Raw genomic sequence first — 23,028 nt, forward strand, 5'->3', positions numbered from 1 at the left:
GTGAATTTTTCCCAAAATTAAAAATATCCTATCAAAAATTACACCGTAAAATCACGGTAATTACTTTTATACAAGATTTTGTAAAGTTTAATTTAACTCTTTGTTTAACTTAGCGATGAAACTAAACGCAAAGAAAGACAAAGAAAATTCAAATTATTAACACCGTAGATTTAGATAAACAAAGGCATTTCACTTATTTTCGAAAAACAAAGTTTTTTAACAAAAGCAAAAAACCACCTCAAAAAGAGATGGTCTGTGCATCACTAACAATTAATTTTTAAAATACCGTTGCAGCTAATTGAATTCTTGCGAACTTATTGGAAGGATTCCACATTGCCATCATGGAAACAGGCAGGCTGTAATGATTGGTAATTTTTACGGTCTTACTAGCCTTCACGCCTACATTTACAATATCAAAACTGTTTTCTCCGTTTCCGTAAAGAAATCTTTTGTCATTTAACGCAAATCCGGCTCCAACAAATGCGTCAAGATTTACTTTTTTATCTTTAATAACAGGATAACTCGCCTGAACGTATGTTGAGTATTTATTCTTTTTATATGTTCCGTCAGATTCCAGAACCACTTCTCCTGCATTAGCTCCTCCATACAGCATAATGTCTGCTTCAATATTTAAAGGAAAAGAAGCTCCAAATGTATAATTGGTTCTTAAATCAATAATATGCGCTGTTCTCCTGTTGGAATAATTAAAAATATCTTCCGAAGCCACCGCAGTGTTTATATTTCTTGAATTAAATAAATCCCACAATCCAATGTAAAATCTTCCACTGGAAAACTGTACATAATAATTGATTTCTTTATAATGTGTATTGTCTTTATCGTCCGCTAAAGCAGATGCGCCCCAAATTCCGACTTTCCATTTTTTATCTTTATCCAGAGCATAAGAAAGATTTCCCATCACAACCGGCTTATCGGTAATAATTAAACCTCTCCAAAGATGGTTATTCTGAATGTTTGCGGTAAAATCCAGTCTGCTTTCTTCCTTTGTTTCTGTGTTTTCCTGGGCAAAAAGAGTTCCTGTACCTGATAAAATCAGGCATAAATAGATTAGTTTTTTCATAAAGTAAAGTGTTGTTAGCTCAGAATTCCGTGAAGTAACGCAGCAAGGGCAGCTCCGATGATTGGTCCTGCAATGGGAATCCATGCATAACCCCAATCGCTGCTTCCTTTTACCGGAAGAAGAGCATGCATAATTCTTGGTCCGAGATCTCTTGCCGGATTAATGGCGTAGCCTGTAGTTCCTCCTAAAGAAAGACCGATTGCCCAGACCAATAAAGTTACCGGTAAAGCTCCTACACTTCCTAATCCTATTTTTGCTGTCGGATCATTATTTAAAGTCATGCTTGGATCTGCGAAATGAAAAATCACAAACACCAAAACGAAAGTCCCGATCATTTCGCTGATTAAATTGGAAACAGGCTTTCTGATGGCAGGTCCTGTACTGAAACATGCAAGTTTTGCCCCTTCGTCTTCCGTAATGGCAAAATGATCTTTATTGAAAATCCAAACCAAAGATGCACCCAACATTGCCCCGATCACTTCTCCGGCAATATAGGTGGGAACCAGATCCCATGAAAATTTTCCTGCAAAAGCCAATCCTAAAGTCACTGCGGGATTCAGGTGCGCGCCGCTTACGGGACCTGCAACGGTTACACCCACAAAAACTGCCAAAGCCCAGGCGGTGGTAATAACGATCCAGCCGGAGCTGTTTCCTTTTGTGCCTTTCAAAACAACATTGGCTACTACGCCGTTTCCTAAAAGGATCATCAGCATTGTGCCGATTATTTCTGCTGTAAATGGAGTCATAGTTTTATTTTAAAAGGTTAATCTTCGATCCAGTTTTGAGAACGCTGTACCGCTTTTGTCCACGTTTTTACCATTTTTTCCACTTTTTCCTTTTCCAGTTGCGGGTGAAAATCTTTATCAATGATCCATTGAGACTGTATTTCATCAATGTTTTTCCAGTATCCGACCGCAAGTCCGGCAAGATAAGCCGCTCCCAAAGCGGTTGTTTCCAGCGTTTTTGGTCTTGTAATCTTAAATCCGAATAAATCTGATTGTATCTGCATCAGCAAATCACTTGCAGAAGCTCCGCCATCTACTCTTAATTCTAAACTTTCCGTTCCGGAATCAGCTTCCATTGCTTTTACAATATCATACACCTGAAAAGCAATACCTTCCAAAGTCGCTCTTGCGATATGTCCGTTCGTAGTTCCGCGGGTTACGCCAACGATATTTCCGCGGGCATACTGATCCCAATGGGGAGCGCCTAAACCCGTTAATGCAGGAACAAAGTACACCCCGCCATTATCCTCAACCGATTGTGCCAAAGTATTTACTTCCTCTGCGGAACGGATTAATTTTAAACCGTCTCTTAACCATTGAATGGCTGCACCGCCCACAAAAACGCTTCCTTCCAGAGCATAATTCACTTCGCCATTAATTTTCCATGCAACAGTCGTCAGTAAATTGTTTTTAGATAAAACAGCTTCTGTTCCTGTATTCATTAAAAGAAAGCAGCCTGTTCCGTAGGTGTTTTTTACCATTCCCGGAGTCGTACACATCTGTCCGAATAATGCAGCCTGCTGATCTCCCGCAATTCCTGCAATCGGAATTTTTGTGGAGAATAATGTAGTAGCTGTTTCTCCGTAGATTTCACTGCTTTGTTTTACTTCCGGTAAAATCGCTCTTGGAATGTTGAAAAGTTCCAGTAAATCCTCGTCCCATTCTAAAGTATGAATATTCAAAAGCATAGTTCTGCTTGCATTCGAAACATCGGTGATGAACATTTTTCCGCGCGTAAGTTTCCAGACAAGGAAAGTGTCTACTGTTCCGAAACATAATTTTCCGGCTTCTGCTTTTTCTCTTGCGCCTTCTACATTGTCTAAAATCCATTTCAGTTTTGTTGCTGAAAAATAAGCATCCAGTACAAGACCTGTTTTTTCTTTAATTTTCTCAGCATGACCCTGTTCTTTTAATTCGTCACAATATTTGGACGTTCTTCTGTCCTGCCATACAACGGCATTATACACAGGTTCTCCGGTTTCTTTATCCCATACAACGGTGGTTTCTCGCTGATTGGTAATTCCGATGGCTGCAACTTCTCTTCCGGAAATTCCGGCTTTGGCAATAACTTCTGCTGCTACGGAAACCTGAGAAGACCAGATTTCATTGGGATCGTGTTCTACCCAACCCGGTGTAGGAAAGATCTGTTCAAAACTTTTCTGAGAAACAAATTCAATTTCTCCGCTGTGATTGAATAAAATGGCTCTCGACGAAGTCGTACCTTGGTCCAGAGCGAGAATCAACTTTTCACTCATGCTGTAATCGTAAATTAAGGTTAAATGGATCTTGGAGAATAAGGAGTCAGTAAATATCCTTTCGCCAATTCGATAAATTCTCTTTCCTGTTCATCTGCCCATTCCGCAGAATGTCCGTTTTCTTTTGCAATAATCTGTGCAATCTTGTGCGCGCTGTCGATTGCCGCTCTTGCATCTAAAAATAAAAGCCGTACTCTTCGTGCTAAAATATCCTCAATGGTTTGTGCCATTTCGCTTCGTATTGCCCAGACTGCTTCTGCCATAGTGAAGGGATGATCAGGATGTATTTTTTCTGACAATTCAGGATTGTTCTGCTGTAGTTTTTTTATTTCCGGAATATCGGCTCCGTAAACATATAAATGATTCGTTCTGTCCACCGTTTCGGGTTTCACATTTCCATGTATCGAAAGGTGTTCTGTTTTGGAAGTGGTTATTCCGAGGTTATGAACTTTCATGGCTTCATCAATCGTGTCTTCCGCCATTTTACGGTAGGTCGTCCATTTTCCTCCGATAATCGAGATGAGTCCAGTGTCTGAGGTAACGACTTTATGACTTCTGGAAACTTCTTTTGTGCTTTTGCTGCCGTCTTTCGGAGCTGCGAGAGGTCTGAGTCCTGCGAAAACAGATTTTACGTCTTCTCGGGTTGGCTTTTTCGCTAAATATTGTCTTGCGGTATTCAGGACAAATTTAATTTCATCTTCCAAAGCTCTTGGCTCAAAACTTTCGTTTTCCAGTAAAGTATCTGTTGTTCCTACCAAAGCTCTGTCGTGCCAAGGAACGACAAATAAAACCCTTCCGTCCGAAGTTTTAGGAATCATGATGGCATCATCGCTTTTCAGAAACGATTTATCCAGAACCAAATGAATTCCCTGACTTGGAACGACGAATTTTCCGTGTTTCGGGTTATTCATATTTAAAATATCATTCGTGAAAACTCCGGTTGCATTGATGACTACTTTCGCTTTGATTTCGAATTGCTGTTTTGTAAACTGATCTTCTGCAACAACACCGATGATCTTATTGGAATCATTTTTCATCAGATTAATCACTTTAACGTAATTAACCGCTGTTCCGCCTTTTTCGATAATGGTCTGTGTTAAGTTGATCGCCAGTCTTGCATCGTCAAACTGCCCGTCCTGATAAACCACTCCGCTTGCCAAACCTTTTTGTTCGATGGTCGGAAGTTTCTCTACGGTCTTTGATTTGCTGATGTATTTCGTTCTACCCAAACTTAATTTTCCGGCAAGAAAATCGTAAACCGAAAGTCCTATTTTATAATAAATTCCTTCCCACCAAGTGTAATTTGGAATAATAAAAGACTGGTTTTTTACAACGTGTGCTGCATTTTTTGCCAGTAAACCTCTTTCTTTTAAAGCTTCTTTTACCAAACCGATATCTCCCTGTGCTAAATATCTTACGCCGCCGTGTACCAGTTTTGTACTTCTGCTGGAAGTTGCTTTTGCAAAATCGTGAGATTCTAACAGTAACGTTTTAAATCCTCTGCTCGTTGCGTCCAGTGCCGAACCTAATCCACTCGCTCCTCCGCCAATGATGATAAAGTCCCATTCTTTAACGGTGGATAATTTGCTGAGTTCTTCGTTTCGTTTCATAATATTTCGTTATGTTTCGTTTTCAAAGTTATAAATTAAAAACGAAACCAAAAAGAAAATAAATGAAATTTTTCGAATCAAAATAAAAATGGTATTTTTGAGAAAACGAAACGTAATGGAGAAATTGCTTCCAAGGCATAATGATATTTTAAAGGAATTAGACGAAAAAGATCATATTCTGGTTCAGGATCTTTGTGAGAAATTCAATGTTTCGTCGGTTACGATCCGAAAGGATCTGAATTATCTTGAAAGTCTGGGATTGTTGTTCCGGAATCACGGAGGAGCAAGTAAGCAGGTGAGGTATGCATACGAAAAAAATGTAGATGAAAAGGAAAATATCAATGTAGAGGCTAAGCAGAATATTGCGAAAGGTGCGCTTTCTCTGATTCAGGAGAACGACTGTATTATTCTGGCTTCAGGAACCACGATGCATTATCTTGCGCGTATGCTGGTTAATTTTGGCCCGTTGACGGTTCTCACATCTTCTTTACGGGTTGCGATCGAGCTTTGCAATAATCCGAATATTAATATTATACAATTGGGAGGAGAGGTGAGAAAAAGTTCGACTTCCATTGTAGGTTCCATCTCTGAGACGATTCTGAAACATTTCTCGTGCAATAAATTATTTCTGGGAGTAGACGGAATTGATATGGATTTCGGGATCAGTACTTCGAATGCTGCGGAGGCTCATCTTAATCAACTGATGATTGAATGTTCGGATAAAGTAGTGATTCTGGCAGATTCTTCCAAACTGAATAAAAAAGGTTTCGGAAAAATCGCAGATCTGGATAAAATTGACTTTCTGATCACAGACGGTGATATTTTAGAGGAGGATAAAAATAAGCTTGAAGAAATTGGCGTGAGTGTTATTGTTAAATAAATACGGCGTAATTTTTTAATTCAAATTATTATTGTCTTGTTTTTCTATATTATTCGCAATTAATTTTGATTATAGAATGTTTATTTATATTTTTAAGAACGCATATGCAGTCTCCAATCATAAAATATAAATAAGATGTCTTATAAAATTACATTTTTTTACTTTTTTATTCTTTTTTGCGCTTGTTAATTTTTCCGCTCAGGAAAAGGTAAATATTGATGATGTTGAATCCAGATATGTATATCTTTTGAAATATCAGATTGATTCTCTGGATAAATCCAGTTCTAATGAAGAGTATTTTATTTTGGAGAGGGGAAAAGAGAAATCTCAGTTTATGGGAGTAACTTCATATAACAGAGATTCTTTAGCTGGTGGAGCAAACCGTTTTGCTTTTGGTCTTGATCCTAAAAGTTTACCTAAAACCAACTTTACTTTTCGAGTCATTAAAAACTTTGAAAAAAACAATATTTCTTATTATGATTATATTATTAAGGACAATTTTATTTACGAAGAAAAGCCTGATTTTAACTGGAAGATTACCGGTGAAACAAAAGAAATAGGAAATTTAAAATGTCAGGCTGCGTTGGTTACGTATGCGGGACGTGATTATAAAGCGTGGTTCACGAACGAAATTCCGGTTTCTGATGGTTCTTATAAATTTTATGGTCTTCCGGGGCTGATTGTGGAGATTGAGGATTCTAAAAAACAATATACATTCGAGCTTGTGAGCTATAAAACCTTTTCAGAAAAGCCTAAGATGTGGATTTTCAAAAAGAGAGTTAAAGGAAAAACGGTAAAGAAATCTGAATTTTATAAAGCATTTAAAAATTTTCATGAAAATTTCGTCTCTGAAATTGCTAAAGGAGGTTTTAGTTTCGATTCAGGAACAGAGCGACAAATAAAGGATAGGATTAAAAAGAAAAATAATCCGATTGAACTGGCTCCTTAATTATTCAGTGATTAAGTCACACCATTTCCTTCTTATGGCTATTTCTTTCGTTTTTGCAAAAAAAGTCTGTAAAGTGAATAATTTTGACATCATTTAAAAACTCGTGATCTTAAGATTTTTCTGTAAATGATTAAAAATCAAAATATTTTACTGAAAATATTTGTCAGTTATAAAAATATTCATAAATTTGCACACTCATTTTAGGGGCGTAGTATGCCTATATTCAAAAGTAGAAATTACTTCAGACCTCCAAAAATGATGATAAATAAAGGATAAATTTTATTATAACATAAACAATGTCAGGTATTATTGGTAAAAAAATCGGTATGACTTCTTTGTTTGACGAAGCAGGGAAAAATATTCCTTGTACAGTTATTCAGGCTGGTCCATGCTCGGTTTTACAGGTCAGAACCATTGAAAAAGACGGTTATAAGTCAGTTCAATTAGGTTTCGATGACAAGAGTGAGAAGAACGTTGGTAAAGCGTTAGCTGGTCATTTCAAAAAGGCTGGTTCTGCTCCTAAAGCTAAATTGGTAGAATTCTACAGAGAATTCGTTGATGAAGTAAAAGTAGGAGAAGAAGTAAAGGTAGACTTGTTCAACGAAGGAGAATTCGTAGACGTAACAGGTACTTCAAAAGGTAAAGGCTTCCAGGGTGTTGTTAAAAGACACGGATTTGGAGGTGTAATGCAGGCAACTCATGGTCAGCACAACAGACTTAGAGCTCCAGGTTCTATCGGTGCAGGATCTGACCCTTCAAGAGTATTCAAAGGGATGAGAATGGCTGGAAGAATGGGAGGTAAGCAGGTAACTGTACAAAACCTTCAGGTATTAAAAGTGGATCAAGAACAAAATCTTTTAGTAGTAAAAGGTGCTGTTCCGGGAGCTAAAAATTCTTATGTAATTATCAGAAAATGGAACTAGTAGTATTAAATACATCAGGAAAAGAGACCGGAAGAAAAGTAACTCTAGACGAAACAGTATTCGGAATTGAGCCAAATCAGCACGCGGTTTACTTAGAAGTTAAACAGTACCTTGCAGCACAAAGACAAGGAACTCATAAAGCAAAAGAAAGAAGCGAAATCACAGCTTCTACTAAAAAACTTAAGAAGCAAAAAGGATCTGGTTCTGCTAGATATGGTGATATTAAATCTCCAACTTTCAGAGGTGGAGGTAGAGTATTCGGTCCAAAACCAAGAGACTACAGATTCAAATTGAACAAAGCTCTTAAGAGATTAGCAAAAAAATCTGTTTTATCTCAGAAAATGAGAGACAACAGCATTAAAGTTTTAGAAGATATGAGCTTCGAAGCTCCTAAGACTAAAGATTTCATTACTTTATTAGATGCATTAACATTAAACGGTAAAAAATCTTTGTTCATTCTTCCTGAAGCTAACAAGAATGTGTATTTATCTTCAAGAAACTTACCTAAGACTAAAGTAATGAACTTCAACGAAGTGAGTTCTTACGATTTAGTAAACGCAGGTGAGATCGTATTCTTCGAAGGTGCAGTAGAAAAATTCCAGGAAAATTTAAAGAAATAAATCATGTCTATTATCATTAAACCAGTTATCTCAGAAAAGGCTAATTACCTTACAGATTTAAGAGGTTCTTATTCTTTCTTGGTAGATACTAAGGCGAATAAAATCCAGATTAAGAAAGCTGTAGAAGCGGCTTATGGTGTAAAAGTAGCAGACGTTAATACAATGATTTATGCTCCGAAGGTTTCTTCGAAATACACTAAAAAAGGTCTTCAAGTAGGAAAGACAAACAAATTGAAAAAAGCGGTAATCAAACTTGCTGAAGGTGAGGTTATCGATATTTTTGCTGTAAATTAATTATAATTATAAATAATAGTAATGTCTGTTAGAAAATTAAAACCTATCACCCCGGGACAGAGATTCAGAATTGTAAACAATTTTGAGGAAATTACTACTAACAAACCAGAGAAATCTCTAACAGTTGGTATTAAAAAGTCAGGTGGACGTAACCAAACAGGTAAAATGACCATGCGTTACACCGGAGGTGGACACAAAAAGAAATACAGAATTATTGACTTCAAAAGAAACAAAGCAAACGTTGAAGCAACTGTAAAATCTGTAGAATACGATCCAAACAGAACTGCATTTATCGCTTTATTAGAGTACGCAGACGGAGAGAAGAGATATATCATCGCTCCAAACGGTATCAAAGTAGACCAAAAAGTAGTTTCAGGTGAAAGCGTAGAACCAAATGTAGGTAACGCAATGAAATTGAAAAACATTCCATTGGGTACTGTAATTTCTTGTGTTGAAATGAAGCCTGGTCAAGGTGCTATTTTAGCAAGAAGTGCTGGTTCTTCAGCGCAATTAACTTCAAGAGACGGGAAATATGCAATCATTAAACTACCTTCAGGAGAATCCAGAATGATCCTTACTGAATGTATGGCAATGATTGGATCTGTTTCCAACTCTGATCACCAATTAACTGTATCAGGTAAAGCTGGTAGAAGCAGATGGTTAGGTAGAAGACCAAGAACAAGAGCGGTAGTAATGAACCCTGTAGATCACCCAATGGGAGGTGGTGAAGGACGTTCTTCTGGAGGTCACCCAAGATCTAGAAACGGTAAACCGGCTAAAGGTTACAAAACTAGAAAGAAAAACAAAGTGTCTAACCGTTACATCGTATCTAAAAGAAAATAATTATGGCAAGATCACTTAAGAAAGGACCGTTCATTCATCATACTTTAGATAAGAAGGTTCAGGCAAATATAGAGTCTGGTAAGAAGACAGTTATCAAAACTTGGTCTAGAGCATCTATGATCTCTCCGGACTTCGTAGGACAAACTATTGCTGTACACAACGGGAAATCTTTTATCCCTGTTTATGTTACAGAAAACATGGTTGGTCACAAGTTAGGCGAATTTTCTCCAACAAGATCTTTCAGAGGTCATGGTGGTAACAAAAACAAAGGAAGCAGATAATCATGGGATCAAGAAAACAAGATAGCGCAATCGCAAGAAAAGAAGCTAACAAAGACGTTGTAAAAGCTTCATTAAATAACTGCCCATCTTCTCCGAGAAAAATGAGATTAGTTGCTGATATCATTAGAGGAGAGCAAGTAGATAAAGCTCTTTATATCCTTAAATATTCTAAGAAAGAAGCTTCTAACAAATTAGAAAAATTACTTCTTTCTGCAATTGCTAACTGGCAAGTGAAAAACGAAGGGGCTGACATTGAGGAAGCAAACCTTATAGTTAAAGAAATATTCGTGGATAGTGCAAGACAATTGAAGAGACTAAGACCAGCTCCGCAAGGTAGAGGGTACAGAATCAGAAAAAGATCTAACCACGTTACATTAATCTTAGGTAATAAAGAAAACTAAATCAAGGTATGGGACAGAAGACAAATCCAATTGGTAACAGATTAGGTATCATCAGAGGATGGGATTCTAACTGGTTTGGCGGAAACGATTATGGAGACAGAATCGCGGAAGACTACAAAATCAGAAGATACCTTGAAGCTAGATTATCTAAAGGTGGGATTTCAAGAATTTATATTGAAAGAACATTAAAATTAGTAACAGTTACAATTACTACTGCTAGACCGGGACTTATCATCGGTAAAGGAGGTCAGGAAGTTGATAAACTGAAAGAAGAGTTGAAAAAATTGACTAAAAAGGATATTCAGATCAACATCTTCGAAATCAAAAGACCAGAGCTTGATGCAGTATTAGTTGCAGACAGCATTGCTAAGCAGATTGAAAACAGAATCTCTTACAGAAGAGCTGTTAAAATGGCGATGGCAGGTACAATGAGAATGGGTGCAGAAGGTATCAAAGTTCAGATCTCTGGTAGATTGAACGGAGCTGAAATGGCAAGATCAGAATCTTTCAAAGAAGGAAGAATTCCATTGTCTACTTTCAGAGCAGATATCGATTACCATATCGGTGAAGCACTTACTCAGTACGGAAAACTAGGAGTAAAAGTTTGGATCATGAAAGGTGAAGTTTACGGTAAAAGAGAACTTTCTCCATTAGTGGGACAACAGAAAAAAGGAGGTCAGTCAGACAGAAGAGATAACAGAGGAGGAGACAGAGACAACAGAAGACCTAGAAAAAACAACAACAATAACAATAATAATTAAAATTTTAGATTAGAAATTTTGAATTTTAAATTACCGTTACTTTTTTAAAATAAAAAAAATCTAAAATCTAAAATCTAAAATCTAAAATTTAGAAATTATGTTACAACCAAAAAGAACCAAGTTCCGTAGAGTTCATAAGATGAAAATGAAGGGGAATGCCCAGAGAGGTAGTCAACTTGCTTATGGAACTTTCGGAATCAAGGCGACAGAAGGTGCTTGGATCACTGCAAGACAAATTGAAGCTGCTCGTATCGCTGCGACAAGATATATGAAGAGAGAGGGACAACTATGGATTAAAATTTTCCCGGATAAGCCAATTACTAAAAAACCTGCGGAAGTACGTATGGGTAAAGGTAAAGGTGCTGTGGAATATTGGGTAGCTGTAGTAAAACCAGGTAAAATTATGTTCGAAATCGGAGGTGTACCTTACGATATCGCTAAGGAAGCTTTAAGACTTGCTGCACAAAAATTACCAGTAGTTACTAAATTCATCGTTGCTAACGATTTTGTTAAACCTCTTTAATCTTTGAATACAATGAAAAAAGCTGATATTAAAAATTTAAGCGCGGGTGATATTCAAGCTCAATTAACTGAAGCAAAAGCTCAATATTCTAAATTGAAATTGGCTCATGCGATCAGCCCAATTGAAAACCCGATCCAAATCAGAGATTTGAGAAAAACAATCGCTAGACTAAACACTGAGTTAACTAACAAACAATAATTTCATTTTAAAATGGATAGAAATTTAAGAAAAGAAAGAATCGGAGTGGTTTCCAGCAATAAAATGGAAAAAACTATTGTTGTTAGTGAAACTACGAGAGTAAAGCACCCGATGTACGGTAAATTCGTATTAAAAACGAAAAAATATACTGCACACGACGAGAACAACGAATGCGCAGAAGGAGATACAGTTTTAATCCAAGAAACTAGACCTTTGAGCAAGAACAAGAGATGGAGATTAGTAAGAATCATTGAAAAAGCTAAGTAATAATGTTACAAACAGAATCAAGATTAAAAGTTGCTGATAACACAGGTGCTAAAGAAGTATTGGTTATCAGAGTTCTGGGAGGAACCAGAAGAAGATATGCTTCAGTTGGTGATAAAATCGTTGTTACTATCAAAGATTCTACACCATCAGGAAACGCTAAGAAAGGTCAGGTATCTAAAGCTGTAGTAGTAAGAACTAAAAAAGCAGTAAGAAGAAAAGATGGTTCATACATCAAATTCGAAGACAATGCTTGTGTATTGCTAAACGCAGCGGGAGAAATGAGAGGAACTCGTGTTTTCGGACCGGTTGCTCGTGAGTTGAGAGACAAAGAATATATGAAAATCATTTCATTAGCTCCTGAAGTACTTTAATATTTAAAATTGTAAAAAAATGTCAAAGTTAAAAATAAAAAGAGGAGATAACGTAATCGTAACTACAGGTAAGAAAGGTCTTAAAGGTGGTACAGGTGAAGTTATTGAAGTGATCAAAAAAGAAGGAAGAGACCCAAGAGTAGTAGTTGCAGGACTTAATATCGTTAAAAAACACGTTAAGCCTTCAGCTTCAAATCCTCAAGGAGGAATCGTTGAAAGAGAAGCTTCTATTCATATCTCAAACGTAGCTTTAGTTGGAAAAGACGGAAAAGCTATCAAAGTAGGTTACAAAATCGAAGGAGATAAGAAAGTAAGAATCAACAAAAAAACGGGTGAAACTTTATAATTTTAAATAACACATGGAATATATAGCAAGACCCAAAAAAGCATATAAAGAAACGATTGTTCCTGCAATGATGGAAGAATTCGGATACAAATCTGTAATGCAGGTACCTAGATTAGAGAAAATTGTTTTATCTCAAGGTTTAGGAGATGCTACAGCAGACAAAAAAATCATCGATTATGCTGTTGAAGAATTAACGAACATCACTGGTCAGAAGGCTGTAGGTACGATCTCTAAGAAAGACGAAGCTGCTTTCAAATTGAGAAAAGGAATGCCTGTAGGTGCTAAAGTTACTCTTAGAGCGAATAAAATGTATGAGTTCTTAGACAGATTAACTTCTTCTGCTTTGCCAAGAATCAGAGATTTCTCTGGAATCAAGGCTGATGGTTTCGATGGTAGAGGAAACTACAACTTAGGGATCACTGAGCAGATCATCTTCCCTGAGATCGTAATCGACAAAGTGAAAAAAATCCAGGGGATGGACATCACTTTCGTTACTACTGCGAAAACAGATAAAGAAGCGAAAGCATTATTAACTCACTTCGGTTTACCATTTAAAAAGAACTAAGAAATGGCTAAAGAATCAATGAAAGCGCGTGAGCGCAAAAGAGAAGCACTAGTTGCTAAATACGCTGCTAAAAGACAGGCTCTTAAAGAAGCTGGTGATTACGAAGGACTTCAAAAATTGCCTAAAAATGCTTCTCCTGTAAGATTACACAACAGATGTAAACTAACAGGTAGACCAAGAGGATACATGAGAACGTTCGGTATTTCCAGAGTAACTTTCAGAGAAATGGCAAACAACGGTCTTATCCCGGGAGTTAAAAAAGCTAGTTGGTAATAATTACTAATTAAAAAATCGGGACAATTAAGTTGTCTGGATACTAAAGATAAAAATATCAGACCAAGATTTCTGAGGTCTGATATTTTACTCTTCAAGTCCTTACAATACTGATTGTTCTTTAACCAATAATTTATAAAAGAAAAATGGTAACAGATCCAATTTCAGATTTCCTAACAAGAGTAAGGAACGCACAAAGCGCAGGCCACAAAGTGGTGGAAATTCCTGCATCGAAAATCAAAAAGGAGATTACTAAGATCTTATTCGATCAGGGGTATATCTTAAACTACAAGTTTGAAGATAGCGCTGTTCAGGGTACGATTAAAATCGCTTTAAAGTACGATAAGCAAACCAACAAACCAGCTATCAAGTCTATCCAAAGAGCTTCTAGACCAGGTTTGAGACAGTACAAAGGTTCTACTGAACTTCCAAGAGTACTAAACGGTTTGGGTATTTCTATCATCTCTACTTCTAAAGGAGTAATGACTGACAAGAAAGCTAGAGAAGAAAAAGTAGGCGGTGAAGTAATCTGCTATGTTTATTAATTTTTAATCACAGGAAAATGTCAAGAATTGGTAAAGCAATTATAACAGTTCCAGCAGGAGTTACAATCACTGAAAAAGATGGTGTGGTAACTGTAAAAGGTCCTAAAGGAGAACTTTCTCAGGAACTTACAGCAGGAATTACTATAGAACAGAAAGATGGAGAACTGAATGTAAACAGACCATCTGATGCTAAACAACACAAAGCGCTTCACGGTTTATACAGAGCGTTAATCAACAACATGATTGTTGGTGTAAACACAGGTTTCGAAAAGAAACTGGAATTAGTAGGGGTAGGATACAGAGCTTCTCACGCAGGTCAAAAACTTGAGTTAGCTTTAGGATTCTCTCACGGTATCGTGCTTGAACTTCCAAACGAAGTAAAAGTAGATACATTGACTGAAAAAGGTAAAAACCCAATTATTACTTTAACGTCTCACGACAACCAACTTCTAGGGATGGTAGCTGCAAAGATCCGTTCTTTCAGAAAGCCTGAACCATACAAAGGTAAAGGGGTAAGATTCGTAGGAGAAATTGTTAGACGTAAAGCTGGTAAATCTGCTTAATAAATTATAAGTATTATGGCATTAAGTAAATTAGAAAAAAGAATAAGAATCAAAAGAAGAGTAAGAGGAAAAATCTCCGGATCTTCTGAATTGCCAAGATTATCTGTATACAAAAGTAATAAGGAAATTTACGCTCAGTTAATCGACGATAACAGTGGAAAAACTTTGGCTTGTGCTTCTTCAAGAGAGAAAGGAGTTGACGCTAACGGAACTAAGACTGAAGTTTCTGCTGCTGTAGGTAAAGCTATTGCTGCTAAAGCTATCGCTGCAGGAATCGAAAATATTGTATTTGATAGAAACGGATTCGTATATCACGGGAGAATTAAAGCTCTAGCGGATGGTGCGAGAGAAGGTGGACTTAAATTCTAATCATTAAATTTCGGAAAATATGTTAGGACTAGATAATATAGAAAGAGTAAAACCGGGAGGATTAGAACTTAAAGATCGTCTCGTAGCTGTTAACAGAGTAACAAAAGTAACTAAAGGAGGTAGAGCTTTCGGATTCTCTGCTATCGTAGTTGTAGGTAACGAAGATGGAGTTATCGGTTACGGATTAGGAAAATCTAAAGAGGTTGCTTCTGCAATTGCTAAGGCAGTGGAAGATGCTAAGAAAAACCTTGTGAAAGTTCCTGTAATGAACCACACAATTCCTCACCAGACTACTGCTAGATACGGAGGTGCAGATATCTTCTTAAGACCTGCTTCTCACGGTACAGGTCTTATCGCCGGAGGTGCGGTAAGAGCGGTATTGGAGTCTGCTGGTATTCACGATATCCTTTCAAAATCTAAAGGATCTTCTAACCCTCACAACGTGGTGAAAGCTACTTTCAAAGCGTTATTGGACATCAGAAGACCTGAAGAAATCGCTAGAATGAGAGGAGTTTCTCTAAGTAAAGTGTTTAACGGTTAATATATAAAACAATGGCAACAATCAAAGTAAAGCAAGTAAGAAGCGCTATTGGAAGAACAAAAACCCAAAAGAGAACGCTTGAAGCATTAGGATTTAAGAAACTTCACCAAGTTGTAGAACACGAAGCTACTCCTTCTATCTTAGGAATGATAGCTGCAGTTAGTCACTTACTTGAAGTTCAAAAATAATTTTTAAAATAATTTTAAAATGAATTTAAACAACATAAAGCCAGCTGCAGGATCTACTTTCAATTCAAAAAGAATTGGTAGAGGACAAGGTAGCGGAAAAGGAGGTACTGCTACTAAAGGTCACAAAGGACAGAAAGCAAGAGCTGGTTATTCTCAGAAGATCGGTTTTGAAGGAGGTCAGATGCCTTTACAGAGAAGATTACCGAAATTCGGATTCAAAAACGTAAACAGAAAAGAGTTTAGAGGAGTTAACCTTGATACAATCCAGACTTTAATTGAAAATAAATCTATCACAGGAGATATTACAAGAGAAGTTATGATTGAGAATGGTTTAATTACTAAAAACGAATTAGTGAAAATTATGGGTAGAGGAGAATTGAAATCTGCGGTTTCAATCTCTGCTGACAAGTTCACTAAATCTGCTGAAGAGCTTATCGCTAAAGCAGGTGGAAAAGCAATTACCTTATAATAATCACTAATGAAAGAATTTATACAAACCCTCAAAAATATTTGGAGTCTTAAAGAACTTAGAGATAAAATTCTCTTTACTTTAGGAATTATCCTTGTGTATAGATTCGCATCTTATATCTCATTACCTGCAATTAACCTTGCGGAAGTAGGAGATCTCTTAGAGCATTATAAAAATCAAGGCGGTAACAAGCAAGGAGCAGGTCTCCTTGGCTTGCTTTCGTCGTTTACGGGGGGAGCTTTCAGCCACGCTTCCGTAATGGCGTTAGGTATCATGCCTTATATTTCTGCTTCTATTATTGTTCAGTTGATGGGAATGGCTATTCCTTATCTTCAGAAGCTTCAGAAAGATGGAGAGTCTGGTAGAAATACATTGAACCAGATCACAAGATGGTTAACAATCGGAGTTTGTCTTGTACAGGCACCTTCTTATTTAACATCGATCACTCAGTTGTTTTTACCGTATGCTCAGTTCTCATCTGCATATTATGTAGAGCCAAATTCTATTATGTTCTGGTTGCCAAGTATTGTTATTTTGGTGGCAGGTTCAGTATTCGCAATGTGGTTAGGTGAAAAAATCACCGACAAAGGTATCGGGAATGGTATCTCTATCCTTATTATGGTGGGGATTCTTTCAAGATTACCGGAAGCATTCGTTCAGGAAATGGCAGTGCAGAACGGAAAAGGTGGAATGGGATCTATCATGATCCTTATTGAAGTAATTTTCTGGATGTTAGTTGTTCTTTTAGCTGTGGTATTATCCGTGGCTGTTAGAAAAATCCCTATTCAGTATGTAAGCAGAGCTCAGGCAAGAGGAGGTGTAAACAGAAATCTTATGCAGGGAGCGAGACAGTGGATTCCATTGAAAGTGAATGCAGCTGGTGTAATGCCGATTATCTTTGCTCAGGCATTGATGTTCGTACCGGGTTTATTAACGAAAGTAGATGAGTCCAATACTTTTCTTGCAGGTTTCAAGAATGTTTTTAGCTGGCAGTACAACGTATTGTTCGCGCTATTAATTATTATCTTCTCGTTTTTCTATACTGCAATTACAATTCCGGTGAACCAGATGGCTGATGATTTGAAGAGAAACGGAGGTTTAGTACCGAAAGTAAGACCCGGAAAAGAGACGGCTGATTATTTAGATGATATTTTATCAAAAATTACCTTGCCAGGTGCAATATTTTTGTCTATCTTTGCAATCCTTCCGGCAATTGTGCATGGAACCTTTGTTCAGACAGATGCGTTCGCCCTATTTTTCGGGGGAACATCACTATTGATTATGGTGGGAGTAATTTTAGATACCGTTCAACAGATTAATACTTATCTGCTGAACCATCACTATGATGGCTTAATGCAGTCTAAATTATCAAGAACGACTGGATATTAATTTATGGCGAAACAAAAACATATTGAACAAGACGGCGTTATTACGGAAGCACTTTCGAACGCCCAGTTCCGTGTAGAGCTTGAAAATGGGCATGTACTCATCGCTCATATTTCTGGTAAAATGCGAATGCATTATATTAAACTTTTACCTGGTGATAAGGTGAAATTGGAAATGTCTCCCTACGATTTAACAAAAGGGAGAATTACATTTAGATATTAAAAACAATCTGCCAAATGGAGCATCCGTTCCATTTGGCTATTGTTAAAAAATAAATACTATCAAAATGAAAGTAAGAGCATCAATTAAAAAAAGAAGCGCTGATTGCAAAATCGTACGCAGAAAAGGTGTACTATTCGTAATCAACAAAAAGAACCCAAAATTTAAACAAAGACAAGGCTAAAATTAAATTATGGCGAGAATTTCAGGTATTGATTTACCAAAAAACAAAAGAGGCGTTATCGGTTTAACTTACATCTACGGGGTGGGAAGAAGCACTGCTTCAGAAATCCTTAAAGCTGCCGGTATCAGCGAAGACAAGAAAGTCAACGAATGGAATGACGATGAATTGGCTGCAATCAGAACATACATCTCTGAAAACGTAAAAGTAGAAGGAGAATTAAGATCTGAAGTGCAATTGAACATTAAGAGATTAATGGACATAGGATGCCAACGAGGAATACGTCACAGACTTGGATTACCTTTAAGAGGCCAGAGAACGAAAAACAACTCTAGAACCCGTAAAGGAAAGAGAAAAACTGTTGCTAACAAGAAAAAAGCTAGTAAATAATCGTTAGGAATTATGGCAAAACAAACTAAAGTAGTTAAGAAAAGAAAAGTAAAAGTTGAAGCTATTGGTGAAGCTCATATTCAGGCTTCTTTCAATAACATCATCATTTCTTTAACAAATAAAAACGGAGAGGTTATCTCTTGGGCTTCTGCCGGTAAAATGGGTTTCAGAGGTTCTAAAAAGAATACTCCATTTGCTGCTCAGATGGCAGCTGAAAATTGCTCTGCTGTAGCTCACGAAGCTGGATTAAGAAGAGTAAAGGTGTTTGTGAAAGGTCCGGGTGCAGGTAGAGAATCTGCAATCAGATCTATCCACAATTCAGGAATTGAAGTTAGCGAAATCATTGATGTGACTCCTATGCCGCACAATGGATGTAGACCACCAAAAAGAAGAAGAGTATAATCTAAAATTTTAAATTTTTGAATTTTAAATTTTAAATGTCTTTGATTACATTTATTAAAATCTAAAATCTAAAATTTAGAATCTAAAATCTAAAACAATGGCAAGATATATTGGACCTAAAACTAAGATTGCTAGAAAGTTTGGTGCTGCAATCTACGGAGATGACAAAAACTTCGAGAAAAGAAAAAACCAACCGCCAGGACAACACGGTCCTAACAAAAGAAGAGGTGCTAAAAAATCTGAATACGCAGTTCAGTTAGCTGAGAAGCAAAAAGCTAAATATACTTACGGTATTTTAGAAAGACAGTTTGCTAACCTATTCGACAAAGCACACAGAAGTAAAGGGGTAACAGGTGAAGTTCTATTACAACTTTGCGAATCTAGATTGGATAACGTAGTGTACAGATTAGGTTTTGCTAAAACAAGATCTGCTGCAAGACAATTGGTTTCTCACAGACACATTACGGTGAATGGAGAGCTGGTAAATATTCCATCTTATTTGCTAAAAGCTGGTGATGTAATCGCTGTAAGAGAAAAGTCTAAGTCTCTTGAAGTAGTTACAAACGCATTAGCTTCTAAAGCAAATTATGAGTGGTTACAATTCAACGATGAGAAGAAAGAAGGTACTTTCGTTTCTGCTCCTGAGAGAATCCAAATTCCGGAAGACATCAAGGAACAGCTTATCGTCGAACTTTACTCTAAATAATTTTTTAATCAAATTTTTGCTCAACCCAATAATATGGCAATTTTACAATTCATAAAACCCGATAAAGTAATTTTACTTAACTCTGATGAATTTAGAGGTCAGTTTGAATTCAGACCACTAGAACCAGGTTTCGGGCTTACAATCGGTAATGCTTTGAGAAGAGTGTTGCTTTCTTCTCTGGAAGGATATGCTATTTCATCTATCAAAATAGAAGGTGTAGAGCACGAATTTTCAACTATTCCAGGAGTAATTGAAGACGTTACCGAAATTATTCTTAACCTTAAGCAGGTAAGATTAAAAGCTACGGCAGAAAACCAATCGAATGAGCAGGTTGTTGCTAAAGTTTCAGGTCAAACGATTATTACTGCTGGTGATTTAGGTAAGTCTGTCAACGGATTTGAGGTATTAAACCCGGATTTGGTGATCTGCAACCTGAACAGTGATGTAACTTTCGAAATTACTTTCAATATAGAAAAAGGAAGAGGGTATGTTCCTTCTGAACAAAATAAGTCAAACAATGCACCTGTAGGTACAATTGCGATTGACTCTATTTTCACGCCAATCAAGAAAGTACAGTATAGCATTGAAAATTATCGTGTAGAGCAAAAAACAGACTACGAAAAACTTGTATTAGATATAGAAACTGACGGATCTATCAGTCCGCAGAATGCTTTAACAGAAGCTTCTAAGATATTAATTTATCACTTCATGCTGTTCTCTGATGAGAGAATCACGCTTGAAACTGAAGCTGTAAAAGCATCTATCCAATATGATGAGGAAACTCTTCATACAAGACAACTCCTTAAGTCTAAATTAGCAGATATGGATCTTTCCGTAAGAGCCCTTAACTGTCTGAAAGCGGCTGAAGTGGAAACTCTTGGAGAATTGGTTTCTTACAGTAAGTCTGATTTGATGAAATTCAGAAATTTTGGTAAAAAATCTTTGACAGAACTAGAAGAATTAGTGCATTCAAAAGGTCTTAACTTCGGTTTCGACGTTGCAAAATATAAGTTAGACGCTGATAAATAATTAATAATGAGACACGGTAAAAAATTCAATCACTTAGGAAGAACAGCTTCTCACAGAAGTGCTATGCTTTCTAATATGGCTTGTTCTCTAATTGAGCATAAAAGAATCAACACTACTGTAGCTAAAGCTAAAGCTTTGAGAGTATATGTTGAGCCTCTATTAACAAAAGCAAAAGAAGATACTACACACAACAGAAGAATTGTTTTTTCATATCTTCAAAATAAAGAAGCAGTTGCTGAATTGTTCAGAACTGTAGCTCCAAAAATCGCTGAGAGAAACGGTGGTTATACAAGAATCATCAAGACAGGATTCAGACCAGGTGATGCTGCTGATACTGCTCTTATCGAATTGGTAGACTTCAACGAGCTTTACAATCCAAATGCGGAAGAGAAAAAAGCAACAAGAAGAAGCAGAAGATCTGCAACAGCTAAGAAAGAAGCTGTAGTAGCTGAAGCTCCTGTAGTAGAAGAAAAAGCTGCTGAGCCAACGGCTGAAGCTGCAGATTCTACTGAAGAAAAAACTGAAGAATAATATTCATCAGATATAAAAAGAAAAACCGTTCAGATTACTGAGCGGTTTTTTTTATGTTTTAAATTTTGGTTTTTACAAGCTGGATGATATTGTCTCCCTGATTCAGAATTAAACTGTCTTTTTTCACAGTAGCTTTCATATCCATTTTTTCGTAGACGGTTTCACTGCCGTTGGATTCTACTTTATTCAGGATGAAAGTCTTATTATTGCTTCTTATACTCATTGTTTTTTCCGGATAATTAAAAACCACTTTTGCGAGGCTTCCGTCGGTGGCTTTGTATACATAATCTGTTTTTATACTTTTCTTGCCATTAATATCCGTATCATAACTTATCGTAGAGTCTACTTTGCCGTTATCTGCCAATATAGCTCCCGAATCGGAGGCTTTTAAAACATTTTTATTCCCTTCTTCACTTTTTTTACAGCTTAATAACGATAGAGAAATCGCTGAAATAGCGATGAAAAGTACATTTTTCATGATTTTAATTTTTTAATATATTGATTGTTAAATATTTTCGTTTGTAAAATAATTTTTACTAAATTTAATAAAAACAAAAACTAAACCAAAAAGCCATGAACTCAAACTCTGAAAATTACACAAAAGGGTAATTGACTCTGTTTTGTTTTCTGTTGAAATTTGTCTTAAACAAAATTACCGACATGAGCATTTCCATAGCCATAGTAGAAGACGAAAAAAACTACAACAATGCGTTGAAGAAAGTCATCAATTATCAGGATGACATGAAAGTCGTTGCGCAGTTTTTTGATGGAAATGAAGCTTTAAAAAATCTTTCTGATCTTTCTCCGGATGTGGTAATGATGGATATTCAGTTACAGGATATGCTCGGTATTGAAATTATCGAAAAGCTTAGGAAGGGATTGCCTCAAACACAGTTTATCATGTGTACCAGTTTTGAAGATGATGAAAAAGTCTTCAATTCCTTAAAAGCCGGCGCAATGGGCTACCTTGTAAAAGGGGAAAGCATGGATAAGATCCTTTCCTCAATAAGAGATGTCTACAACGGTGGTGCTCCCATGAGTTTCTCGATTGCCCGAAAAGTTCTCAGCCACTTCGAAAGAAAGCTCCCCGAAATAAAAGGGTATGATGAACTTACGGAAAGGGAAAAAGAAGTACTTGAACTTTTATCGCAGGGATTGCTCTACAAAGAAATCGCCGATAAAAAATTCATCAGCATCGATACCGTTAAAAAACATGTCGGAAACATTTACAGAAAACTCCACGTCAACAACAAAGTGGAGGCTATTAATAAATTTAACCATTTTAAAAACTAAGAATTATGGCAGATAATGAAACTTTAGAAAAATTTGAAGACATTAAAACAAAAATCAAATTTAGAATTGACGAGATTAATTATCAAGGTTTTGAAAGATATCTATTAAATGAGCGATCAAAAATATTGTTATATGATGTAGAAAGAACTGTTCAAAATCCTATAACAGATGCTCCAAATATGAGACGAAAATATAAAGATAATTTTAAATATCTTAAAGATTATGGGAGCTTATTAGAAGGATTTACAATTAAATCCGCTGTATTTAATAACTCATTATTAAATAAAAAGGATATTAAGTTAAGTTTAGTGCAATTAGGAGATAATTTTAATATTGTTTATATAGATCCTGATAATAAGTATTATTTTCTTTTAGATGATTTTGACGCTGTAGAAATTACTCAAGATCAATATGATAAAACTTTTAATCTATTTAGGGATCCACAGAATGGTTTAAAAAAATATTTTGATAAATCATTAACAGATTTAATTAATGACGGAAATTCTTATGAAAATACTCAATATATTACAATTAAGTTTAAAGATCATTTTGAGCATTTTGGAGGTCGCTATCCAGACTATATAATGTTTTTACCTGCCTTGTCAACTACCACTGGGGCGTATTTACATAGAATGACATTATTAATGGCATTTTCGGATGATCTTTTAGAGATTCTTTACCCTTCAATATCCGATTATTATGATACTTTTTGTTTAAACCCACCAAGTACATGTTAAAATGTTTCAGGCTTACATTTTTATAATTCTTCTTTG

The 23,028-nt window shown here is 36.3% G+C and carries 37 protein-coding genes; 32 read left to right on the forward strand and 5 right to left on the reverse strand.

Annotated features, from left to right (window positions below):
* Window positions 1–277: 277 nt before the first annotated feature.
* From H6W53_RS17305 to H6W53_RS17320, 4 genes are read right to left on the reverse strand one after another with little or no spacing between them, the layout of a single operon-like run.
* The gene (locus H6W53_RS17305; RefSeq protein ID WP_185208592.1) at window positions 278–1,078 is read right to left on the reverse strand and encodes a hypothetical protein; all 801 of its coding nucleotides are present in this window, start codon (window positions 1,076–1,078) and stop codon (window positions 278–280) included.
* 14 nt (window positions 1,079–1,092) lie between these two features.
* Window positions 1,093–1,824, reverse strand: coding sequence for an MIP/aquaporin family protein (locus H6W53_RS17310; protein WP_185208595.1), 732 nt, complete (start codon window positions 1,822–1,824; stop codon window positions 1,093–1,095).
* Between the two features lie 17 nt (window positions 1,825–1,841).
* The gene (glpK, locus tag H6W53_RS17315) at window positions 1,842–3,338 is read right to left on the reverse strand and encodes a glycerol kinase GlpK (RefSeq protein ID WP_185208597.1); all 1,497 of its coding nucleotides are present in this window, start codon (window positions 3,336–3,338) and stop codon (window positions 1,842–1,844) included.
* A gap of 20 nt (window positions 3,339–3,358) precedes the next feature.
* On the reverse strand, window positions 3,359–4,948 hold the full coding sequence (locus tag H6W53_RS17320) for a glycerol-3-phosphate dehydrogenase/oxidase (protein WP_076391850.1): 1,590 nt from the start codon (window positions 4,946–4,948) through the stop codon (window positions 3,359–3,361).
* Between the two features lie 115 nt (window positions 4,949–5,063).
* On the opposite strand from H6W53_RS17320, the gene H6W53_RS17325 reads away from it, so the two are divergent.
* The 30 genes from H6W53_RS17325 (at window position 5,064) to rplQ (ending at window position 20,962) form a co-directional block, all read left to right on the forward strand.
* On the forward strand, window positions 5,064–5,828 hold the full coding sequence (locus tag H6W53_RS17325; protein ID WP_185208599.1) for a DeoR/GlpR family DNA-binding transcription regulator: 765 nt from the start codon (window positions 5,064–5,066) through the stop codon (window positions 5,826–5,828).
* A gap of 142 nt (window positions 5,829–5,970) precedes the next feature.
* The gene (locus H6W53_RS17330) at window positions 5,971–6,777 is read left to right on the forward strand and encodes a GLPGLI family protein (protein WP_317169757.1); all 807 of its coding nucleotides are present in this window, start codon (window positions 5,971–5,973) and stop codon (window positions 6,775–6,777) included.
* Between the two features lie 296 nt (window positions 6,778–7,073).
* Window positions 7,074–7,700, forward strand: coding sequence for a 50S ribosomal protein L3 (gene rplC, locus H6W53_RS17335; protein WP_076391854.1), 627 nt, complete (start codon window positions 7,074–7,076; stop codon window positions 7,698–7,700).
* Window positions 7,691–8,320 (forward strand): 50S ribosomal protein L4, encoded by a 630-nt coding sequence (gene rplD / locus H6W53_RS17340; RefSeq protein WP_076391856.1) that lies wholly within the window; start codon window positions 7,691–7,693, stop codon window positions 8,318–8,320. Before rplC ends, rplD begins: the two co-directional genes overlap by 10 nt.
* Window positions 8,321–8,323: 3 nt before the next feature.
* Window positions 8,324–8,614, forward strand: a complete 291-nt coding sequence (gene rplW / locus H6W53_RS17345) for a 50S ribosomal protein L23 (protein ID WP_042720941.1) — start codon at window positions 8,324–8,326, stop codon at window positions 8,612–8,614.
* Between the two features lie 21 nt (window positions 8,615–8,635).
* Window positions 8,636–9,457 carry a 50S ribosomal protein L2 gene (gene rplB / locus H6W53_RS17350; RefSeq protein ID WP_027381305.1) on the forward strand — a complete coding sequence of 274 codons (822 nt, stop codon included), beginning with the start codon at window positions 8,636–8,638 and terminating at the stop codon, window positions 9,455–9,457.
* Between the two features lie 2 nt (window positions 9,458–9,459).
* The gene (gene rpsS / locus H6W53_RS17355) at window positions 9,460–9,738 is read left to right on the forward strand and encodes a 30S ribosomal protein S19 (protein ID WP_002983209.1); all 279 of its coding nucleotides are present in this window, start codon (window positions 9,460–9,462) and stop codon (window positions 9,736–9,738) included.
* Window positions 9,739–9,740: 2 nt separating this feature from the next.
* Window positions 9,741–10,139, forward strand: coding sequence for a 50S ribosomal protein L22 (gene rplV / locus H6W53_RS17360; RefSeq protein WP_050020604.1), 399 nt, complete (start codon window positions 9,741–9,743; stop codon window positions 10,137–10,139).
* Between the two features lie 8 nt (window positions 10,140–10,147).
* Window positions 10,148–10,900 carry a 30S ribosomal protein S3 gene (rpsC, locus tag H6W53_RS17365; RefSeq protein WP_087708000.1) on the forward strand — a complete coding sequence of 251 codons (753 nt, stop codon included), beginning with the start codon at window positions 10,148–10,150 and terminating at the stop codon, window positions 10,898–10,900.
* 97 nt (window positions 10,901–10,997) lie between these two features.
* Window positions 10,998–11,423, forward strand: coding sequence for a 50S ribosomal protein L16 (gene rplP, locus H6W53_RS17370; protein ID WP_029297776.1), 426 nt, complete (start codon window positions 10,998–11,000; stop codon window positions 11,421–11,423).
* A 12-nt stretch (window positions 11,424–11,435) separates the two neighbouring features.
* The gene (gene rpmC / locus H6W53_RS17375) at window positions 11,436–11,621 is read left to right on the forward strand and encodes a 50S ribosomal protein L29 (protein ID WP_027381309.1); all 186 of its coding nucleotides are present in this window, start codon (window positions 11,436–11,438) and stop codon (window positions 11,619–11,621) included.
* Between the two features lie 12 nt (window positions 11,622–11,633).
* Window positions 11,634–11,888 (forward strand): 30S ribosomal protein S17, encoded by a 255-nt coding sequence (gene rpsQ, locus H6W53_RS17380; RefSeq protein ID WP_029297775.1) that lies wholly within the window; start codon window positions 11,634–11,636, stop codon window positions 11,886–11,888.
* Window positions 11,889–11,890: 2 nt separating this feature from the next.
* On the forward strand, window positions 11,891–12,259 hold the full coding sequence (rplN, locus tag H6W53_RS17385) for a 50S ribosomal protein L14 (protein WP_007839504.1): 369 nt from the start codon (window positions 11,891–11,893) through the stop codon (window positions 12,257–12,259).
* A gap of 19 nt (window positions 12,260–12,278) precedes the next feature.
* The gene (gene rplX / locus H6W53_RS17390; protein ID WP_076391862.1) at window positions 12,279–12,605 is read left to right on the forward strand and encodes a 50S ribosomal protein L24; all 327 of its coding nucleotides are present in this window, start codon (window positions 12,279–12,281) and stop codon (window positions 12,603–12,605) included.
* Window positions 12,606–12,618: 13 nt separating this feature from the next.
* Window positions 12,619–13,170, forward strand: a complete 552-nt coding sequence (rplE, locus tag H6W53_RS17395; RefSeq protein WP_072883928.1) for a 50S ribosomal protein L5 — start codon at window positions 12,619–12,621, stop codon at window positions 13,168–13,170.
* Between the two features lie 3 nt (window positions 13,171–13,173).
* Window positions 13,174–13,443 carry a 30S ribosomal protein S14 gene (rpsN, locus tag H6W53_RS17400; protein WP_029297771.1) on the forward strand — a complete coding sequence of 90 codons (270 nt, stop codon included), beginning with the start codon at window positions 13,174–13,176 and terminating at the stop codon, window positions 13,441–13,443.
* A gap of 146 nt (window positions 13,444–13,589) precedes the next feature.
* A complete protein-coding gene (rpsH, locus tag H6W53_RS17405) occupies window positions 13,590–13,988 on the forward strand; it encodes a 30S ribosomal protein S8 (RefSeq protein WP_029297768.1) in 399 nt (132 codons plus the stop codon).
* Window positions 13,989–14,005: 17 nt separating this feature from the next.
* Window positions 14,006–14,551 (forward strand): 50S ribosomal protein L6, encoded by a 546-nt coding sequence (gene rplF, locus H6W53_RS17410; RefSeq protein WP_087707999.1) that lies wholly within the window; start codon window positions 14,006–14,008, stop codon window positions 14,549–14,551.
* 15 nt (window positions 14,552–14,566) lie between these two features.
* Window positions 14,567–14,920 (forward strand): 50S ribosomal protein L18, encoded by a 354-nt coding sequence (rplR, locus tag H6W53_RS17415; RefSeq protein WP_185208602.1) that lies wholly within the window; start codon window positions 14,567–14,569, stop codon window positions 14,918–14,920.
* Between the two features lie 19 nt (window positions 14,921–14,939).
* Window positions 14,940–15,461, forward strand: coding sequence for a 30S ribosomal protein S5 (gene rpsE / locus H6W53_RS17420; protein ID WP_047401284.1), 522 nt, complete (start codon window positions 14,940–14,942; stop codon window positions 15,459–15,461).
* Window positions 15,462–15,472: 11 nt separating this feature from the next.
* Window positions 15,473–15,649: a 50S ribosomal protein L30 gene (rpmD, locus tag H6W53_RS17425; protein ID WP_007839493.1), complete on the forward strand. Its 177-nt coding sequence runs from the start codon at window positions 15,473–15,475 to the stop codon at window positions 15,647–15,649.
* Window positions 15,650–15,668: 19 nt separating this feature from the next.
* The gene (rplO, locus tag H6W53_RS17430) at window positions 15,669–16,118 is read left to right on the forward strand and encodes a 50S ribosomal protein L15 (protein ID WP_087707997.1); all 450 of its coding nucleotides are present in this window, start codon (window positions 15,669–15,671) and stop codon (window positions 16,116–16,118) included.
* A gap of 9 nt (window positions 16,119–16,127) precedes the next feature.
* Window positions 16,128–17,507 (forward strand): preprotein translocase subunit SecY, encoded by a 1,380-nt coding sequence (secY, locus tag H6W53_RS17435; protein ID WP_072953559.1) that lies wholly within the window; start codon window positions 16,128–16,130, stop codon window positions 17,505–17,507.
* A 3-nt stretch (window positions 17,508–17,510) separates the two neighbouring features.
* Window positions 17,511–17,726, forward strand: coding sequence for a translation initiation factor IF-1 (infA, locus tag H6W53_RS17440; RefSeq protein WP_055861802.1), 216 nt, complete (start codon window positions 17,511–17,513; stop codon window positions 17,724–17,726).
* 64 nt (window positions 17,727–17,790) lie between these two features.
* A complete protein-coding gene (gene rpmJ, locus H6W53_RS17445; RefSeq protein WP_007839480.1) occupies window positions 17,791–17,907 on the forward strand; it encodes a 50S ribosomal protein L36 in 117 nt (38 codons plus the stop codon).
* 9 nt (window positions 17,908–17,916) lie between these two features.
* Entirely contained in the window at window positions 17,917–18,294 is a 378-nt protein-coding gene (rpsM, locus tag H6W53_RS17450) for a 30S ribosomal protein S13 (protein ID WP_076391870.1), read from the forward strand.
* 12 nt (window positions 18,295–18,306) lie between these two features.
* A complete protein-coding gene (rpsK, locus tag H6W53_RS17455) occupies window positions 18,307–18,696 on the forward strand; it encodes a 30S ribosomal protein S11 (protein ID WP_002983263.1) in 390 nt (129 codons plus the stop codon).
* 97 nt (window positions 18,697–18,793) lie between these two features.
* A complete protein-coding gene (rpsD, locus tag H6W53_RS17460) occupies window positions 18,794–19,402 on the forward strand; it encodes a 30S ribosomal protein S4 (protein WP_029297746.1) in 609 nt (202 codons plus the stop codon).
* A 33-nt stretch (window positions 19,403–19,435) separates the two neighbouring features.
* Window positions 19,436–20,431 carry a DNA-directed RNA polymerase subunit alpha gene (locus H6W53_RS17465; protein WP_185208605.1) on the forward strand — a complete coding sequence of 332 codons (996 nt, stop codon included), beginning with the start codon at window positions 19,436–19,438 and terminating at the stop codon, window positions 20,429–20,431.
* Window positions 20,432–20,437: 6 nt separating this feature from the next.
* Window positions 20,438–20,962 carry a 50S ribosomal protein L17 gene (gene rplQ, locus H6W53_RS17470; RefSeq protein WP_076391872.1) on the forward strand — a complete coding sequence of 175 codons (525 nt, stop codon included), beginning with the start codon at window positions 20,438–20,440 and terminating at the stop codon, window positions 20,960–20,962.
* A gap of 58 nt (window positions 20,963–21,020) precedes the next feature.
* On the opposite strand, the gene H6W53_RS17475 is transcribed toward rplQ, so the two are convergent.
* Window positions 21,021–21,440, reverse strand: a complete 420-nt coding sequence (locus tag H6W53_RS17475) for a hypothetical protein (protein WP_185208607.1) — start codon at window positions 21,438–21,440, stop codon at window positions 21,021–21,023.
* A gap of 182 nt (window positions 21,441–21,622) precedes the next feature.
* On the opposite strand from H6W53_RS17475, the gene H6W53_RS17480 reads away from it, so the two are divergent.
* Both H6W53_RS17480 and H6W53_RS17485 read left to right on the forward strand, forming a co-directional pair.
* Window positions 21,623–22,255, forward strand: coding sequence for a response regulator (locus H6W53_RS17480; protein ID WP_087707992.1), 633 nt, complete (start codon window positions 21,623–21,625; stop codon window positions 22,253–22,255).
* 5 nt (window positions 22,256–22,260) lie between these two features.
* Window positions 22,261–22,992 (forward strand): hypothetical protein, encoded by a 732-nt coding sequence (locus H6W53_RS17485; protein WP_185208609.1) that lies wholly within the window; start codon window positions 22,261–22,263, stop codon window positions 22,990–22,992.
* Window positions 22,993–23,028 lie beyond the last annotated feature (36 nt).

This window comes from Chryseobacterium sp. C3 (genome assembly GCF_014218905.1).
Taxonomy (GTDB): Bacteria; Bacteroidota; Bacteroidia; order Flavobacteriales; family Weeksellaceae; genus Chryseobacterium; species Chryseobacterium mucoviscidosis.